This is a genomic window from Edaphobacter modestus (genome assembly GCF_004217555.1).
In the GTDB taxonomy this organism is placed as follows: domain Bacteria; phylum Acidobacteriota; class Terriglobia; order Terriglobales; family Acidobacteriaceae; genus Edaphobacter; species Edaphobacter modestus.
Map to the genome: position 1 here is coordinate 603,116 of NZ_SHKW01000001.1, position 15,437 is coordinate 618,552.

General features: G+C 56.2%; 18 protein-coding genes and 1 pseudogene. 10 read left to right on the forward strand and 9 right to left on the reverse strand.

The features are described 5' to 3' along the window. Positions 1 to 44: 44 nt before the first annotated feature. The 4 genes from BDD14_RS02475 to BDD14_RS02490 all read right to left on the reverse strand — a co-directional run bounded on the left by BDD14_RS02475 (position 45) and on the right by BDD14_RS02490 (position 3,380). Positions 45 to 707: a class I SAM-dependent methyltransferase gene (locus BDD14_RS02475; RefSeq protein ID WP_242617680.1), complete on the reverse strand. Its 663-nt coding sequence runs from the start codon at positions 705 to 707 to the stop codon at positions 45 to 47. Positions 708 to 963: 256 nt separating this feature from the next. After that, positions 964 to 2,055, reverse strand: coding sequence for an IS5 family transposase (locus tag BDD14_RS02480; RefSeq protein WP_130417184.1), 1,092 nt, complete (start codon positions 2,053 to 2,055; stop codon positions 964 to 966). Positions 2,056 to 2,505: 450 nt separating this feature from the next. Further along, positions 2,506 to 2,739, reverse strand: a complete 234-nt coding sequence (locus BDD14_RS32330; RefSeq protein WP_207231673.1) for a hypothetical protein — start codon at positions 2,737 to 2,739, stop codon at positions 2,506 to 2,508. A 221-nt stretch (positions 2,740 to 2,960) separates the two neighbouring features. Then, complete coding sequence (locus BDD14_RS02490) at positions 2,961 to 3,380, reverse strand: hypothetical protein (protein ID WP_242617681.1); 420 nt, start codon at positions 3,378 to 3,380, stop codon at positions 2,961 to 2,963. Between the two features lie 140 nt (positions 3,381 to 3,520). Between BDD14_RS02490 and BDD14_RS02495 the strand changes: the two genes are divergently transcribed. From BDD14_RS02495 to BDD14_RS32805, 4 genes are all read left to right on the forward strand, one after another. After that, positions 3,521 to 3,817 (forward strand): hypothetical protein, encoded by a 297-nt coding sequence (locus BDD14_RS02495; RefSeq protein WP_130417423.1) that lies wholly within the window; start codon positions 3,521 to 3,523, stop codon positions 3,815 to 3,817. 27 nt (positions 3,818 to 3,844) lie between these two features. After that, a complete protein-coding gene (locus BDD14_RS02500) occupies positions 3,845 to 4,342 on the forward strand; it encodes a hypothetical protein (RefSeq protein WP_130417424.1) in 498 nt (165 codons plus the stop codon). A gap of 54 nt (positions 4,343 to 4,396) precedes the next feature. Next, on the forward strand, positions 4,397 to 4,627 hold the full coding sequence (locus tag BDD14_RS02505; RefSeq protein ID WP_130417425.1) for a hypothetical protein: 231 nt from the start codon (positions 4,397 to 4,399) through the stop codon (positions 4,625 to 4,627). 103 nt (positions 4,628 to 4,730) lie between these two features. Next, positions 4,731 to 5,387, forward strand: coding sequence for a hypothetical protein (locus tag BDD14_RS32805; RefSeq protein ID WP_242617682.1), 657 nt, complete (start codon positions 4,731 to 4,733; stop codon positions 5,385 to 5,387). 7 nt (positions 5,388 to 5,394) lie between these two features. Here the strand turns inward: BDD14_RS32805 and BDD14_RS34240 are convergent. Next, positions 5,395 to 6,039: pseudogene (locus tag BDD14_RS34240) on the reverse strand (NUMOD3 domain-containing DNA-binding protein); the annotation flags it as partial. A 118-nt stretch (positions 6,040 to 6,157) separates the two neighbouring features. Between BDD14_RS34240 and BDD14_RS02515 the strand changes: the two are divergent. After that, a complete protein-coding gene (locus BDD14_RS02515) occupies positions 6,158 to 6,358 on the forward strand; it encodes a hypothetical protein (protein ID WP_130417427.1) in 201 nt (66 codons plus the stop codon). A 134-nt stretch (positions 6,359 to 6,492) separates the two neighbouring features. On the opposite strand, the gene BDD14_RS34995 is transcribed toward BDD14_RS02515, so the two are convergent. After that, positions 6,493 to 6,654, reverse strand: coding sequence for a hypothetical protein (locus BDD14_RS34995; RefSeq protein ID WP_165419887.1), 162 nt, complete (start codon positions 6,652 to 6,654; stop codon positions 6,493 to 6,495). Here BDD14_RS34995 and BDD14_RS35000 point away from each other — a divergent pair. The 3 genes from BDD14_RS35000 (at position 6,638) to BDD14_RS02525 (ending at position 7,455) form a co-directional block, all read left to right on the forward strand. Then, positions 6,638 to 6,775, forward strand: coding sequence for a recombinase family protein (locus BDD14_RS35000; RefSeq protein ID WP_479724016.1), 138 nt, complete (start codon positions 6,638 to 6,640; stop codon positions 6,773 to 6,775). The genes BDD14_RS34995 and BDD14_RS35000 overlap by 17 nt on opposite strands. 13 nt (positions 6,776 to 6,788) lie before the next feature. Further along, the gene (locus tag BDD14_RS35005; protein ID WP_479724004.1) at positions 6,789 to 6,989 is read left to right on the forward strand and encodes a recombinase family protein; all 201 of its coding nucleotides are present in this window, start codon (positions 6,789 to 6,791) and stop codon (positions 6,987 to 6,989) included. A 190-nt stretch (positions 6,990 to 7,179) separates the two neighbouring features. Then, entirely contained in the window at positions 7,180 to 7,455 is a 276-nt protein-coding gene (locus BDD14_RS02525; protein WP_130417428.1) for a hypothetical protein, read from the forward strand. A gap of 479 nt (positions 7,456 to 7,934) precedes the next feature. On the opposite strand, the gene BDD14_RS35010 is transcribed toward BDD14_RS02525, so the two are convergent. Then, positions 7,935 to 8,222: an outer membrane beta-barrel protein gene (locus BDD14_RS35010; protein ID WP_479724017.1), complete on the reverse strand. Its 288-nt coding sequence runs from the start codon at positions 8,220 to 8,222 to the stop codon at positions 7,935 to 7,937. A 965-nt stretch (positions 8,223 to 9,187) separates the two neighbouring features. Here BDD14_RS35010 and BDD14_RS02530 point away from each other — a divergent pair. Together BDD14_RS02530 and BDD14_RS02535 are read left to right on the forward strand one after the other, a co-directional pair. Continuing rightward, positions 9,188 to 10,009, forward strand: a complete 822-nt coding sequence (locus BDD14_RS02530) for a heavy metal response regulator transcription factor (RefSeq protein ID WP_479724005.1) — start codon at positions 9,188 to 9,190, stop codon at positions 10,007 to 10,009. Next, entirely contained in the window at positions 9,990 to 11,432 is a 1,443-nt protein-coding gene (locus BDD14_RS02535) for a heavy metal sensor histidine kinase (RefSeq protein WP_130417429.1), read from the forward strand. Before BDD14_RS02530 ends, BDD14_RS02535 begins: the two co-directional genes overlap by 20 nt. A 222-nt stretch (positions 11,433 to 11,654) precedes the next feature. Here the strand turns inward: BDD14_RS02535 and BDD14_RS02540 are convergent, their stop codons facing one another. Beyond that, positions 11,655 to 11,990 carry a hypothetical protein gene (locus BDD14_RS02540; protein WP_130417430.1) on the reverse strand — a complete coding sequence of 112 codons (336 nt, stop codon included), beginning with the start codon at positions 11,988 to 11,990 and terminating at the stop codon, positions 11,655 to 11,657. 70 nt (positions 11,991 to 12,060) lie between these two features. Then, positions 12,061 to 15,129 (reverse strand): TonB-dependent receptor, encoded by a 3,069-nt coding sequence (locus BDD14_RS02545; RefSeq protein ID WP_130417431.1) that lies wholly within the window; start codon positions 15,127 to 15,129, stop codon positions 12,061 to 12,063. Positions 15,130 to 15,437 lie beyond the last annotated feature (308 nt).

The following is a 15,437-nucleotide window of genomic DNA, read 5'->3' on the forward strand; positions in this document are numbered from 1 at the left end:
CAAGATAGAGTCCTAACGTTTGTCATGATCGAAGATACAGGATTCTAGCGCCGTTTCCGCAGAACCCATGTCGTCATACAACGATAATCCTGGACGATTGTCGTCTTGAGTGGATCTGTAAGTACGGCGTTCATCTTCTCGGTGTATTTCAGGAGTATCTCTTCATCTACTAAAAACCACTCAGATCCGTCCCCTATTACGTATGTATTGCCTTTTACCCGCTTGAAGTTCATTCCAATCCTCGAACCTAGGCGGCAGAAGAGCATACCGCCCGGCTTCAGGACGCGCCATAACTCGGACAACATCGTTCTGAAGTGGTCCTCGTCCCGCGCGAAATGAAGTACGGAGTTGCAGATCACCACATCGACGAAGGCGTCCGGGAATGGCATTCGCTCGATGAGTCCAACCTGAAAATTCTCTGCTGGGAGTTCGGTTTCTAGAGAACGAGACAGCTGCTGAACGTGCTTTACCCCCGCCTCATCTGTATCGAGTGCGAAGACCTCGCAGCCTTCTCTGAGCAGATGCACCAGATTGCGGCCATATCCGCATCCAGCATCAAGCACACGCATTCCACTACCAATGTTTCCCCGAAGGATTTGGTCAAAAACATAGATATCGATCTGTCCAAATTGATCCTGAACGTTTAACGCCATGCAGTAACCATACCAACCCAGCATGTCTTTCTGCCGTGTGGATTCATCACTCATCACAAGCCGACTAATGAGATGGTCCGCCGCTGCCCTCAGTAAGAACAAGAGGATGGGGAGGGGAGCTTCGGACACGAGGATCTCGAAATGCAGATACATTCGGTTGACATTGACCTAGGAGCTTGTTGAAATAGCTAGAGCTGACTCCTTTACTGATGAGGTTTTGGGTTGATGCAGGGGAGTTGGGTTGTTTATGACGGCTGGCTGGCGGATTCTGCGGCATGTTTTCTTGCCGGGTTGAAGACTCAACCGGCCTTCAGGCGCACTGCTGCTGTGGGTCCTGCTGAGTATGGCTTTGGATGAGCCTTGGCAGACGCAGCAGGTTATGTGCGGCGCAGCTGAAGACGAAGATCCAGTCGACCTTGGCGAGTCCTCGCACCTTCAGCTGGTCGAGCGGACCGGTCTGCTTCAACCAGCCAAATGTCTTCTCCACGAGCCAGCGGCGGCTGAGGCTGAGCGCATAGCCGGCGTGCCGGGTGGTCCTGCCATCGAGGTTCGAGCGGCGTCCCTTGTCGTTCTTCTGCACATGTGCGGTGACGTTGAGGGCGCGGGCTCCGGCGATGAAGTCCTTCGCGTCGTAGGCCTTGTCGGCACCAACCGTGATGCGCCGCGAGCTGTTCTTCTGCCGCTCGTCGAGCATCAGCAGGGCGGCGTCGCGCTCGGCATGGCCGTCGGCCTGGGTCGCCATCGCGGCGGCGATCAGGCCGTTGCGGTTCTCCACCAGCGCATGGCCCAGGTACGCGAGCTTCGACTCCTTGCCATAGCTCTTCTTGTAGAGCCGCGCCTCCGGATCGGTAGTCGATTGATGGGTCTCGTTCGACCTCTTCTGCCCACGGAAGTTAGTGCCGTCGCCATCATCGGAGCCATCCTTCGGCCGGAAGCTCTTCTGCGATGCCCAGGCCTGGATCAGCGTGCCGTCCACGGTGAAGTGCTCGTCACTCATGAAGCGCTTCGCCAGCACGTTCACCTCGGCGAAGAACCGCTGCGCCACGTCCGACGTCAGCAGCCGGTCGCGGTTCTTGGAAAACACGGCATGGTTCCACACCGCGTCGTCCATGCCCAGGCCGACGAACCAGCGGAACAGCAGGTTGTAGTTCAGCTGCTCGACTAACTGGCGCTCCGAACGCACCGAATAAAACGCCTGCAACAACAGCGCCCGCAGCACATACTCGGGCGCAATCGAAGGACGGCCTGATGCCGAATATAGCGCATCGAAATCCTCGTTCAGCGACACCAGAACTGCATCCGTCAACTTGCGAATCTCGCGCAAAGGATGATCCTGTGGAACCCGCTGCTCCAACGTCACACAACTGAACATCTCACCCTGAACCCGCTCGTCGCCACGCATACAACAGAGACGGACCAACACCCAGATCAGACGAAGCCAGAACCTATTTCAACAAGCTCCTAGGCAAGACTACGTTTCATCTCGTGGTGCTCGGCGCGTCAGGATTAGGACGCGAAGCGGCTACATAATCGAGCGAGTCGGTCAATGCGAACCACGAGGTTGTGTGCGCTCCAGGCTCGATGCGGTTTCCTGAGTATGTTCCTTCAGCCCTGGAGTAGAATGGCGGGTTCATTTCCGCGGCGCTTATTCTGGGCTGCGCGGCGTTATCGAAAACGCCACAAACAGCGGGAATCCAGCCGTAGTGAACAATGTCATCGATTCACATGCTTACGGGATCTTTAGCGAATCTCTGGGTAAAGCAGTCGCTGCACGTATCCACTTGATCGGCTCAGAATAGCTTTCGTTGACGAGAGCCTGCCGCTTTAGAGTAGACCGTTAGCTGAAAATTGTTTAGGTTTCGGCGTTGGCTTGCTCCTCGGCAGCCAGATCGCAACCTGGGTACTGTGCCTCGGATATGTCTACGGGGATGCTCGGCGGCGCGCCATGCGGTCGGTGCTTTGGGTGCTGGTTGCAGCCTTGTTTCCTAACCTGCTGGGATTTCTTCGAGACCGCCTCCGTCACCGTATGCCGTCCTACAAGTACCTCACTCAAAACCTCGATACGCTTCAAATCGCGGGTGCTCATCCTGATCAGGCCCATCCCTTGAACATGACTAATGAGCGGGGACCGGACATTTCTACTTTGCGCGTACAACGTCTGTTGCTGCAAAGTTCATTTGTCCGTATCTCTGCAAAGTAGAAATGTCCGTAGTCGTCGTGCGGTGCGTAATGTGGAAATCGACGTTGTGTGTCGATTTCCAAGGACTGTGGGAAGAGTGGGACAGTTTCATCGTTCCACGCTTTCCATCAGGCCGTCATTTCCACCGCTTCAGATTTTCGTTCGCGTTTTCGATAATTGATCTTCTCACTGTTGGTCTTTACCTTTGGGACATACTTTATATCCTGCTGGGCCTTGATGAGCGCGAGTGCATGTCCGAGCCGCTTGTTCTCAACGATAGCGGTGTGGCTGACTCGCTGGTCCTTGTCGAACACCCGGTAGGGAAGCACCTGTCCCTTCCAGCGCACTTCCAGTCTTCCATCCGTGAAGTCATAAAGATCCACGTACTGGCCGCTTAGTTCTTCAGACGCAGGACTGCGCTCGAGGATGAGCTGCTTGCGGTCGTAGGCGAGAGTCAGCTGCTGACCGACATGACGCTGTTCGCGATGGCACAGGATAACGTTGCACTCACAGCATCCCATTGCACGGGTGGCAGCATAACGCTGCACTGGGTGGCAGAATTGATTGTATTCAGCAGCCCGCTCTGTGACTGCCTTCGGGGTCGTCCTATGAAAAGCGAACAGCGGGCCGCTCTTCTGGCAGCTAACCGAGAGACGGTCTATGCGGCTGGGTTGTGTGGTCCCGGTCGATGGGAACCACACTCGGCATTGCGGTCCGGTCTTTTAGGATTCGTAATGGTTACGAATTCCGTCAAGCAAAGAATCGTAGCCTGACTACTATTATCTTCAATCCCTACGGCTTCGAGCTTCTTGATGTTCTAAAACGCCTGCACTCCGCCGACCAGATCCGCACCAAGACGAGCGGCTTCGTGCAAACCTGGGAGGAAAAGGCATACAGCCACTACAACAGGTTCGAGCAGGGCATACTGTGCACGCTCGCGTATGCCCACACGCTGGTCGACGAAACTAAAATCTTTTTCAAGTAATCGGCCTCCCGGTGGGTATTACCCCCTATGGCTGACCTACTGCAATCGCGCCGCGAGGGAGTGAACATCTCCTCGGAGCTCCCTCCGGTGCCCTTCATCCTGCTCAAGAAAGCTCTCCCCAAGAACCACATCGTCGTCGGCGATGAGGCTGGACAGATACGCTTCCTCGCGCATCAGGTCGGTGCGAAGCCGGAGTTCGTCGAGCGCGTCACCGATGACCTGCTCGCCGGGTTCGAGGGCAAACTCTACGTCGTCAGCACCAAGTACAAGGTCGATCTCTCGCCGGAGCTTCGCGCTCGCACAGGGATGTGGTCTACGGAGCCGATCGTCAAAGGCAGTGCCGCGATCAACACCATCGTCAAACATACGCTTACTCTGCTCGCCGGTAAAGAGAAGGCGCTCAAGCGCGTCGTTCTCGACCGCGTGGGTGACATGCTCACCAAGGGCAAGACCGACGACGTCCCCGGCCTGATCTGGGCTGCTGTGTGGCATCTCAGCGCCGACCTTCCCCCCAAGCCAATTTGACCATGATCCATGGGAGTCCTCCGTCGACTGGCTCGACATGGAGACGATTCCCGAGTGCGTCTGCACATGCTGCATAAGAAGCTGGTGGGCTACGCGACGATCGTGGGCTTCGGTGAAGAGGCCGCGAGCAAGATCGGAATCAAGCCTTCACAGCAGCAACACTTCAAGGGACTCACGCTCGATCTCGGTCGTGTGTATCGCTCGATCTCAGTGCTCTCGCGCGGGAAGCAGGGCCGCATGTTGCCGTACGTGTGTGCCATGCAGATCGCAAGCATATGGTCCTAGAAATCTCAAATCAATAATTCAGGTCGAGCCCGATCGGTGGGTATTAGGTTTTGTGGCCGCGCTGCACAAGCCACAAGAAACACCACCTTTCGGAGTTCTCACTGTGAAACTTGACGACGAAGTAAAAGTAAAGTCCACCCTCGCCTCCACCTCTAACGCCGACTATGAAACGGACGACTGCGCTGTAGACTTCGGCGACGAAGATGCCCTTGCCCGCACTGGCCTGCAGAAGATCATGCCAGCAGACAAGAACGGCACCTACGTCCGCGCTGCTGTTCTGACCGATGTATGTAAGGTCCGGACGGCGTGGATGCACTTCATTCAGGTTAGCGACAAGAAGTCAGCCTACCGCTGCCTCTCTGTGCGCGATAAGCGTGGCAACATCACCACGCAGGGTCCTTGCTGCGCGAAGCTGAACGGCGACGACGACCAGCGTGCCCAGCTCAACTTCGCTGTGCTTGCTATCAAGTACAAGAACGCTGATCCTGGCACCGGCAAGTACAAGAAGCAGGCCGACGGCAGCGCACCTCCCATCCTCTGGGAAGTCGGCTGGATCAAGCTGTCGCAGGCTGGCTTTAAGGCTGTGTCCGATCTGGTCATGGAGGGCGAAGAGGCATACAGCTTCGACTTCGCGATCAGCTACCGCGACAACGGTATGCTGGCTCCGTATGTGAATGGACGACCGTATCCTTTCGTTCACGCTTCTTCGCCCAATACTGCCTCCTACCCTCCGCCATCTTCAACTTGTTTTCAGCTGTGATCTGTTTGCCTTTGAAAGCACTCGGTTTGCCTTTGTTGGCTTCACTGATCTTGCGACAGTGCTCTTCAGACCGGATTCTACCTGTGAGTGCTTTGGATACTTTCTCACCGAAACCCGCCGGTTTTGGTCTCACCTTCTTCGCCGCCGAGAGTTTCTCACGGTGCTCCGGCGTCAGAGTGCGGCCCTTCAACCGCGACGGCTGACCAATTCTCTTGGCGACTGATTTCGCGATCTGCTCAGGGGTTTGCCTTCTTCCACGTAAAGCCTGCGCTATCTTCTGCTTTTGTTCCTCAGACATGGGGATCCCTTTCCGCGATGACGGAGGGTGCCCATGCTCCTTGGGGTGACGGATATTGTATCCCCACCTGCGGTCCATGCTGTTGGCCAAGGTGACGTGCGCCGTTTCACGTTCAATCAGCGCCTCTGGGGGGCAGTACTCAAGTATCTCCACCGCGAACGCTTCGCCGCCATACTTCAACCAGTCGGCCTGGAGCAAAGGGTTGTCATGTGCGCCTCTTCGTAAGCGTGCGAAGTGTTGGGCTATCCTCTTCCGCAGCCACTTGCTGCTGCCGATGTACTTTCTTTCTGGGCTTCGCTGCGTGTTGGTGATGCAGTAGATGCCGGTAGCGCGGTCACACCCTGGGATCAACATTCCGAAGGTCTCCTTGGAGAGGAGCTTCAGAAGTCGGATTTCATTGATTTGCTAAGCCATGATCGGGATGGAGGAGGGCGACTGAAACACGCTGAGGGGCAGAGCTAACGGCGCACAAATGGAGCGTTGCAGGCCAACCTCCTTTATCACCAGTTGGGCACTGGCGGTCTCCGCAGTTACGGGTGGCGGATTTGTAGCCGTGTATGGCCTCCGTCGGCTGTGGCGTGACGTAGTAGTCCGAAGCTGGCAGGACGATGTCAGTCAGGTCTCGGACGCAAAAGTGGTCGACTATACGTTTTGCTTGTCGGAGCAGTCGTAGCAAAGACGACACAAGAGCGGTTCTTCGAGCGATTAATCCGCCCGTCGTGATTCACTGACAGTCCGACTAGGGTACAGCCCAACCCTACGTCCGACACCTGGCGAATGAATGTCGCAATAGAGTCGCTTTCTGAGTTACACATAATGACGAAGCTCAAAAAGTCTATCCGGACGCCTCGGCCCGCTCGAACGCGCAAGCAGTCCCGCGGGCAACAGGTAGGCTACCTGCGCGTCAGCTCCCTGGATCAAAACGAGGTTCGCCAGCTCGAAGGGGCTGGCCCTGGACAAAACCTTCACCGACAAAGCCTCCGGCAAGGATGTAAAGCGGCCCCAACTGGAGGCCTTGCAGAGCTTCGTCCGCCAAGGCGATACAGTGTTTTGTCACTCGAGGTTCCCGGCTGGCCGGGAACCTCGATGACTTGCGGAGAATAGTGCTGGATCTGACGGAGCGGGGCGTCCACATCGTCTTTGTGAAGGAGAACCTGACCCTCACCGGCGAGGATTCGCCCATGTCGAATCTGTTGCTGAGTGTCATGGGGGCGTTTGCTCAGTTCGAGAGAGAGCTGATCCGCGAGCGTCAGCGTGAGGGAATTGCGATCGCAGGAAGTACCGCGGCAGGAAGCCGTCTCTGACACCCGCGCGGGCGGCCGAGTTGAGACGGCGAGTTGCCGATGGTCTCACCCACCGCTTTTACCCACCGGCGTTATGCGCCAGCCATTCGGTAGGTCCGAGCCATCAGCAAAATGCTTAGGAAGCCTCTTGGTCTGTTCCCCGGGAGGATGATCCTTCACCGAGGAGGAGGCTGGCACCTGACCAGAGACTGTGCCGATTGCGGATGACATCACAAACAAGAACGTACACGCTGTAAACGAAGAAAACCGCAACCTAATAGACATCGAACGCCCAATTCATTTCTCTGTTGAAGGTCTAGGGCGCTCAATCCGCAGTTCATTTTCTGCAGAGGCGCCTAGTGTCACACTGACATTCGGCATCGTGGCGCAATATAACACGCTGCTGCAACTGGGTGATAAAAGGCAGACTCAACTGTTGCGCGCCTTCGTAACTGGCAGGACAATGTTCATCAAGCAGTTGCTCTAGATTAGCCGAGGGCTGAGAAGGGCGAACGGATAAAGACGCCAGCACGCATCCGCATCGAGTTCCTCGCAGGATCAGTCTCTGAACGCTTTCGGACGATGAAGACGGCCGCCGCTTACGATTAAGGGCTTTGAAGTGACGCGGATGATACACCGAGGCCAATGCCTCACGTGCAAGCCGCACATGAGGGACGAGGTCCACTTCTTCAACAAGCTGTTCGATGTCTTTGAGATTGCCGCCTAAAGCATCACCAGAGCAAAGCTGAACTGCGCCCCAGCAAGTTATCCAACAGTGCCGATTCCATGAGGAGCACAGCGCCGTGAAGACCAGAAATATCTTTCTCAACATTTTCCGAACAACTCCAGTTCCTTCTGCCAAGCATCCTTCCATCCGGACGCTGTGGCTGTTGACCAATGTGGCTATGAGGTTCGTGGAGACGCCGCGAACCTCACGGCGTCCCCGAGTAGTTTAGAAAAGCAGCTTCAATCCAAATTCAATCTGCCGGGGCGAGTTGCCCGCGAAGTGATTTCTCCAAATGACGTCGACGTGACCGGAACGTTCGGAGATCCAAATTGCAGGTAATTGAAGGCATTGAATGCCTCCGAGCGAAACTGCATCAGGAAACCTTCCACAGGAGTGAACTGCTTGAAGATGGAAGGGTCTGTGTTGACCGTTCCGGCGAGCTCGCAGGTAGCTGATGTAAGCCGGGTATTGCCCAGCGTGTATGCCGCAGGTTGACTGAACGCAGTCGTATCGAAGTAACGATTCAGCCTGCTGAGGGATTATAGGAATCGTGATGATTGTCTCCATCATCCATGGCTTTCGACCACACGTAGGAAGCCATCACCTGCAGCCGTTCGTGAATCGCCGATTGAAGCGAACTGAAGCGAGTCGAACTCCGCTGTTCCGTCGTCCAAATTGATGGGAGTTACACTCGTGAACTGGGGATAGGGCCTTAAGGGCTGCATCCAGGAGATGGTTGGAGCGGCAAGGCTTCCCGATTTCACCAACCCATAGAAAGGATTGGGCACGAGCTGATTCAGCTGTGATCCGAGGGCCAGGTCACTGGTCGAGGTTGATTCCAGTGTTGTAAGACAGGTCGAGTTTATGAGTACGGTTTGCCCGCATATCCGATCTCGAAGGTCGTGTCCAGCCGCAGCGAACGCTGGAAATTCAGGTTGTATTGCATGAAATGGGGGTAACGGTGTGTGGGAGTTCGCCGTTCACCGGCCTCCCCACTGCCGTAAGAAGTCCCTGAGAGGCTCCCGGGATTGGCTGAAACACTTGCGGGAACGGATTGGAAAGATTGTCATATGGTGTGAATCCATCCAGACTTACCACCCACGACAGGAAACAGTGTTCCCTGATTCCGCCCCTCTTTCGGTGTTCCAGCTCGATCAATTGATAGTGCTTCGCCAATTGCTCGAATGTCTCGGGTAGAGCCTCGGGACGTGAGGTGCTGTAGTTGATGTCGAGGCTCAGTGTGGAGACAGCCTTCCATGCTGCTGTTTCCGTGGGTACTGGTCATCGTGGCTAGTGCGAACGTACGATTAGCCTTTCATAACCTACACGATAGTCGTCCGGGACCTATACATAGCGAAGGGGCTGTAGGTCATCTGCACTGCCGGATAACCGCATGACCCCATCATTAGGGGATGGGTCCATGAGACACAGCAACGATCTATTTTTAATATTCTTGTGGCATTTCCTTAATCATCGATGACTATTTGTTTGATTGGGTGTTTTCTTCGCAGTCAACGCTCCTGAGAAGGCCTGTATTGATTGGCTAATAGAAAAGGGATTCGTCTACTTCTATTCGTCTTTAGAAATCTTCGCCGGTATAGCAGCGAAATACATCGATTCAACTGGTCCAAAGCCATTGCCTATGAAAATTCTGGTTGTCGAAGATGAGGTTAAAACGGCCAAGTTCCTCAAGAAAGGGCTTAATGAAGCGGGCTTCGTCGTCGATGTCGCCAAAGATGGCCTCGAAGGTCTCCACCTGGCCAGGGAGGTTGAGTTCGATCTGGTCATTCTGGATGTCATGCTGCCCAGCCTGGATGGCTGGCAGGTGCTTGCCCAGCTGCGTGAGTCGGACCGACGGTCCCTTATCATGTTGCTGACCGCCCGAGATTCGATACGGGAGCGTGTGCAGGGATTGGAACTCGGCGCCGACGATTATCTGGTAAAGCCGTTTGCCTTCTCAGAATTGCTGGCGCGCGTTCGCTCGCTGTTGCGCCGCGGGCCGGTTCGAGTCCAGGAAAGTATCCGCATGGCTGACCTGGAAATTGATCTGTTGCGCCAGCGCGCGACGAGAGCTGGCCAGCGGCTGGACCTGACTTCCAAGGAGTTCCTTCTCCTGACACTGCTGGCCCGGCGGGCAGGTGAGGTGCTGTCCCGTACTTTGATTGCAGAAGCGGTCTGGGACATGAACTTTGACAGCGACACCAACGTGGTGGACGTAAATGTGAGGCGGCTGCGCGCCAAAGTAGATGAACCATTTCCGCTGAAGTTGATCCATACCATACGGGGCGCGGGCTATGTCATGGAATGTGACTAGGAATCTCTCGCTGCCTGGAAAGTGGTGGGGCACTCTGGCCGTCCGGTTGACAGCGGGGTATGCGATCTCCGGTCTGCTCACGGTGTTCTTTGCTACTGCGAGTCTATATGTGGTGCTGGTTTCAGAGCTTGAGCGAAGCACAGACCTGTTCATTGCGGATAAGGTCAATGTGCTTCGCACCATGCTGCGGGATCGGCCAAACGACATAGATGCCCTGCGGGAAGAGGTCGAACTGGAATCGGCGGCGCGGCGCTATGAACAGTTTTATATTCGCCTGCTAGACGAACAAGAAAATCAGTTGATGGTGACGCCGAGAATGGCGGAACAACTGGACCTGCCGCAATTCATCGCGCTGGCTCATAAGCGTTCGGACCACGCCATTGCGATGAAAGGGCTGCGAGGACAGGCCTTTCGCGTGACGAGTGCAGAAGTGCCCGTGAATTCATCCCCGGCCCATACGGACACCATCCAGATTGCGGTGGATGTCTCGCAGGAAGAAGAATTGCTGGCGCGCTATCAGCGCTGGTTTGGAGCAATTATGCTGGGGGCATTTGTGATCTTCCCGGTGGCGGGATACCAGATTGCGCGCCGCGGCATTCGTCCCGTGGAAGACATGGCGACTACGGCACGGCATATTAGCTCTACCAATTTGCGCGAGCGCATTCTGGCGGAAGGGTATCCCGTTGAGCTGGCTTCACTGGCCGACACCTTCAATAAAATGCTGGATCGGTTGGAGGAATCCTTCGAGCGGATTTCGAGATTTTCCGCCGATATTGCACATGACCTGCGCACGCCGGTGAATAACATCCGCGGGGAGGCCGAGGTGGCTCTGGCACGGGCCCGAACGGTCGATGAGTACCGCGATGTGCTTGAGTCCTGCCTGGAAGAAGCGGTGCGTTTATCCGACCTCATCGGCGCCCTCCTATTCCTGGCCCGCGCTGAAAGCCCGTTGGCCCATCCGCATCGTGTGCCGGTGGATGTTGGCGAATTGCTGGGCGGCGTGCGCGAATACTACGAAGCTGCGGCTGTGGAGGGCGGCATTTCGCTCACCACGGCTTTGACTGTCGAACCGGTATTCGCCAAGTTAGATCGCACACTCATACAACGGGCTGTGGGGAATCTAATTGCAAATGCCGTGGCTCATACTCCACCGGGCGGCGCGGTGGTGCTGAGGGCCAATGCGGACGCCACAACGATTCGCATCGAAGTCTCCGACACCGGGGAGGGCATTCCCCAAGATGCGCTGCCGAAGGTGTTTGACCGCTTTTACCGCGTCGATAAATCACGGTCCCAGGCGTCAGGAGGTACTGGCCTCGGGCTGTCGATCGTGCAGAGCATCATGGTGCTCCACGGCGGCCGCGTGGAGATTGCTAGTGAACCGGGCCATGGCACATGCGTGACTCTGCACATACCTGCCGCGTAGAGGGGGTAAACGGACTGTCGCAGAACAACCGGGATTTCGATCGCAGAGGCTCATCCGGCGAGGGATTGCCGGCGGCGATAGAATAGAATCTGCTTTTCTCCGTTGGGGCGTTCTCGGATCCTCTCAAGCGTTGCACTCTTCTCGATGAGAGACCACGTCTCCTGCGAATGGAGAATGTGGCCGTCCTCATGCTCCTCGATAGTGAAGACCAGGCTTGAGCCTCTACGGATAACGGATAACCCTGGTGTGGAATTCGTCTCCGTCCGCTCCTGTTGATACCGAGACTTCTCCATCGATCGTGTATTTCTGCACTGCGCGCCTGGAGCGCGGCGAAGCATGTACAATCGATGTTTCAACCACAAGCTCAGCACCGTGATGCTCGATATGCAGTGTTACATCGCCGGTGCGTTTCGGCTGGCACCGATCATTGTCCTGCTCCCACAGACCCGAGAAATCCGGCGTTGCCTGAGGCCGTGCCACGGCCGTGACTACCGTGAGCAGGAACAGGATGAAGCAGATCCGCAGCGAACGATGCATCCACTTTCTTCTGCTTTTCATTTGCGACTCATGCTCAATCCTTGCAGCAACCGCCTCTCCGCGGCTGCTGCAAGGGATCTGCTAACGAACATCAGAACGCCACCCGCAGAGCGAACTGAATCTCCCGTGGAGTTCCAGACCCGACCGGGCTCACGGGGGTTGTGGTGTTCACTGTCTGGATGACGCTGCCGAAGCCGGGAACGCCGAAGATGGACTGCGGCAGCCCGTACTGCGGATGGTTGAAGATATTGAAGAACTCAGAGCGGAACTCGAGATGCGCCCGCTCCGAAAGAGAAATAGATTTGGCAAGACCGAGATCGATCTGCCATACCCCGGGGCCGCGCACGAGGTTTCTTGGCGCGTTACCGAACGTTCCGGGAGCGGGTACGGCGAATGCCGCCGGATTAATCCACTGGGCGACGCTCTTTCCTCCGGGTGGAGTCAGGGAGACGCCGGGTACGAGATCGGGTCTCTGATCTGTGCTGTTGCCATCCGGGACACTTGCTGAAGAGCGATTCACCAGCACATTGACGGGGAAACCGGTGTGAGCCTGGGTAGTTGAAGTCAGCTCCCACGAGCCAGCGATGGCCCTGAGAACGCCCGGCTGGTTCAGATGTGGCTTATGGGCGCCGAATGGCAACTCATAAATTGCATTGGCATTCAGAACATGACGCGCATCCCAGATGCCGCTGGCGCGCTCACACGACGAGCATGCCACGTTTTGAGGGACCAGCGAGTCACCATCGCCACTGCCGTTGGAGCCGTCATCGATTTCATGCGACCACATGTAATTGGCCGCGAACAGGAATCCGCGCGAAAAGGATCGCTTTACAGCCGCCGAGAATCCCTGGTAGCTGCTGGTGTCTTTGTTGCCGCGCCAACTCACCTGGCCGAAATTCGGATAGGGACGAGTTCCTGTAGCTGCATCGACAACGTTGACTGCAGAGAGAGTCAGGAGGTTCACACCGTGACTTCCAACGTATGAGAGCGTACCCACGAACTCTGCAGGAAGCGTATGTTGCACTGAGAGTCCCCATTGCTCTACGTAGGTGTCCTTGCGCTGCCGGTCGTCAGCGCGGGGCGAGACGATTCCGGCGGTATCGGATAGGAACGGGGTGATGGGATAGCTGAGATTCGGGATGGTCTTGTTCGACAATGAGTATGCGTAGACTTCGTTGCTGATGGGAAGGTTCTGGTCGTCGAGCTGTCCGTCTTCGTGATAGATTCCGAATCCGGCACGAATCAACGTCGTTCCGTTCTTTCCCGGCGTCCACGCGAATGCGACCCGTGGATCGATATCGCCATAGTTGGGCTGACCGAAGCTGGCACCAACGCCGCAGAATCCCTGTGGACCGCATGTAGCGAAGTCGAACGGATTTGCCCGTCCCAGCACCTCGTGAAAGATGTTGAAGAAGCTGTAGCGCACGCCGAGGTTCAGGTTGAAGTTGGACGTCCATTTGAATTCGTCCTGAATGTAGCCGTAGAACTGGGTCTTACGCAGACCGTTGACAGGCAGAGTGCCATTTAGCGTAGCTGAACTTACGCTGTTGGTATCGAAGGCATCCGTTGAAGCGTAAGTGATGGTTCCACTCTCGGTGTTTCCCTGATTCAACTGAATACGCCGGATCTCCACCCCGGCCTTCAAGGTATGCCTTCTCTCGATCCACGTCAGATTGTCGATCCATGAAAAGGAGTTGCCAACGCCTGTGCTGATGCGGTTATTGTTCAGCGTGGTAAATCCGGAGACCGACACTGCATAAGGACTGCCGGTGCGATTGATGTCGTAGGTATTGGCTGTGCCGCGGTTGAAGCCGGCCTTGAACTCATTCACCAGATTGGGATTGAAGATGTGAAGCAACTCGATGGCTCCGTTCACCGGCGCCGATGTGAGCTGCTGCAGATCTCCAAGATAATTGCCCGAGCTTGCCAGCGGCTGCGTGTTAACCGCCCGGTCAAAGTTGAAGCGCACATAGGCTGTGGTTTTTTCCGAGAAGCGCTGATCGAGCCGCACCATGGCCGAGTTCTCGTTCACCACCTGCGTGCCTTCGCTGACAAACTGATCTGTGTCGGGGTAGCTGGTGGGCGCCTGGCCAAGCGGATAGCCATTCACGATCGGCTCCAGTTCGGGCGAATCTGCAAGGACTTTGGCGCGGAATGCACGGCTTGGCACGTAGCCGCTGAGGGGAAATCCCCAGCGTTGCCGGTACCCCTCATAGGACAGGAAGAAAAACGTCCTGTCGGGCCGGATGGGACCGCCCAGCGCCCCGCCGAACTGGTTGAGGCGCAAGGGCTGCTGCGGTGTCGTCGCGACTGGCACGGGCTGCTGAGCGTCAAAGGCATTGTTGCGTAAAAACTCGAAGGCATTTCCATGCCACCGATTGGTGCCCGCTGTAGAGGTGACGGCCAATTGCGGCCCTCCCGTACCGGCAGCTTCGGCGGTGCCCAGCATCGAGTCGATACGAAACTCCTGGATTGTGTCCAATGGGATGGAAAGCCGTACGTAGGGCTGCTGAGCCTGATTGATAATGTTGGTCGCATCGACTCCGTCGAGCGTAAAGTTGTCGTCATCACGGCCTCGTCCCACGAAGCGAATCGAGCGCTGGTTGCTGCCCCCGGTATCGACAGCGCCAGGCACCAGCGCAGTCAGGGTCGCCCAGTTGCGGCCATTGAGCGGCAGTTTATCCGCCTGGACTTTCTCTATGCGCGCTCCCAGCGCGTCAGAGCTTCTGTCGATCTGCTCTGAGCTGGTGGAAACCTGCACTCGCTCCTCGCGTCCCGCCACCCGCAGCGTTGCGTTGAGAGTGCGCGTTTGCCCGATCACCTGCTTCACCTCGACGAATGTCAGCGGCTTGAAGTCGGGATGATCGAAGGTGATTGTATAAATGCCCACCGGCAGCTCGGGGATGTCGTAGCTTCCATTGGAGGAAGATACGGTCTCGCGCCGAAGTTGCGTTGCATTCTGCACGGCTGTGATGTGCGTATGGGGCAGCAACTGGCCTTCAGAATCCGTAACGATGCCCGTCAAACCACTTCGATCGACCTGCGCGAAGCATGATGGGGCAAGAAAGAAGACAACATTGAATGCGATCAGTACGAAAAAGCTCCGAAGCTCAAAATGTCTTCCGGCGCACGGAAGATCACGCTTCACACTACGATGCATACGGCCTCTCAACGGGGGAAATCGGGTGCTCAAGCGGGGAGTGAATCAGGGGAGTATCGTGGCGCTACTTGCCACAGCGGTTGTCTTGCCGGTTCTGGCTCTATCGGGAATAGCTAAAGTGACAAATCTGTAATTAATGAGAAATCATTAATCGTTATAGGCACGTGACACCGATATTAAGGCTGTATCAAAACCAGCCTCCTCGACGATTCCGTTGAGCCCACGAGGTGTCATTGCTGATTTTTACCCAGCCAGCTTAAACCCGATGACTGTGAACGGAGCCGCTGCCGCCGGCCATTCGATCGCGG

Bases quoted from the DNA above. Each gene is read 5' to 3' on its own strand.
- BDD14_RS02495 (WP_130417423.1), top strand. From the start codon at position 3,521: ATGGGAACCACACTCGGCATTGCGGTCCGGTCTTTTAGGATTCGTAAT.
- BDD14_RS02515 (WP_130417427.1), top strand. From the start codon at position 6,158: ATGGAGCGTTGCAGGCCAACCTCCTTTATCACCAGTTGGGCACTGGCG.
- BDD14_RS32330 (WP_207231673.1), bottom strand. From the start codon at position 2,739: ATGAGCACCCGCGATTTGAAGCGTATCGAGGTTTTGAGTGAGGTACTT.
- BDD14_RS02535 (WP_130417429.1), top strand. From the start codon at position 9,990: ATGTCATGGAATGTGACTAGGAATCTCTCGCTGCCTGGAAAGTGGTGG.
- BDD14_RS02540 (WP_130417430.1), bottom strand. From the start codon at position 11,990: ATGAAAAGCAGAAGAAAGTGGATGCATCGTTCGCTGCGGATCTGCTTC.
- BDD14_RS02545 (WP_130417431.1), bottom strand. From the start codon at position 15,129: ATGCATCGTAGTGTGAAGCGTGATCTTCCGTGCGCCGGAAGACATTTT.
- BDD14_RS02480 (WP_130417184.1), bottom strand. From the start codon at position 2,055: ATGCGTGGCGACGAGCGGGTTCAGGGTGAGATGTTCAGTTGTGTGACG.
- BDD14_RS02500 (WP_130417424.1), top strand. From the start codon at position 3,845: ATGGCTGACCTACTGCAATCGCGCCGCGAGGGAGTGAACATCTCCTCG.
- BDD14_RS02475 (WP_242617680.1), bottom strand. From the start codon at position 707: ATGAGTGATGAATCCACACGGCAGAAAGACATGCTGGGTTGGTATGGT.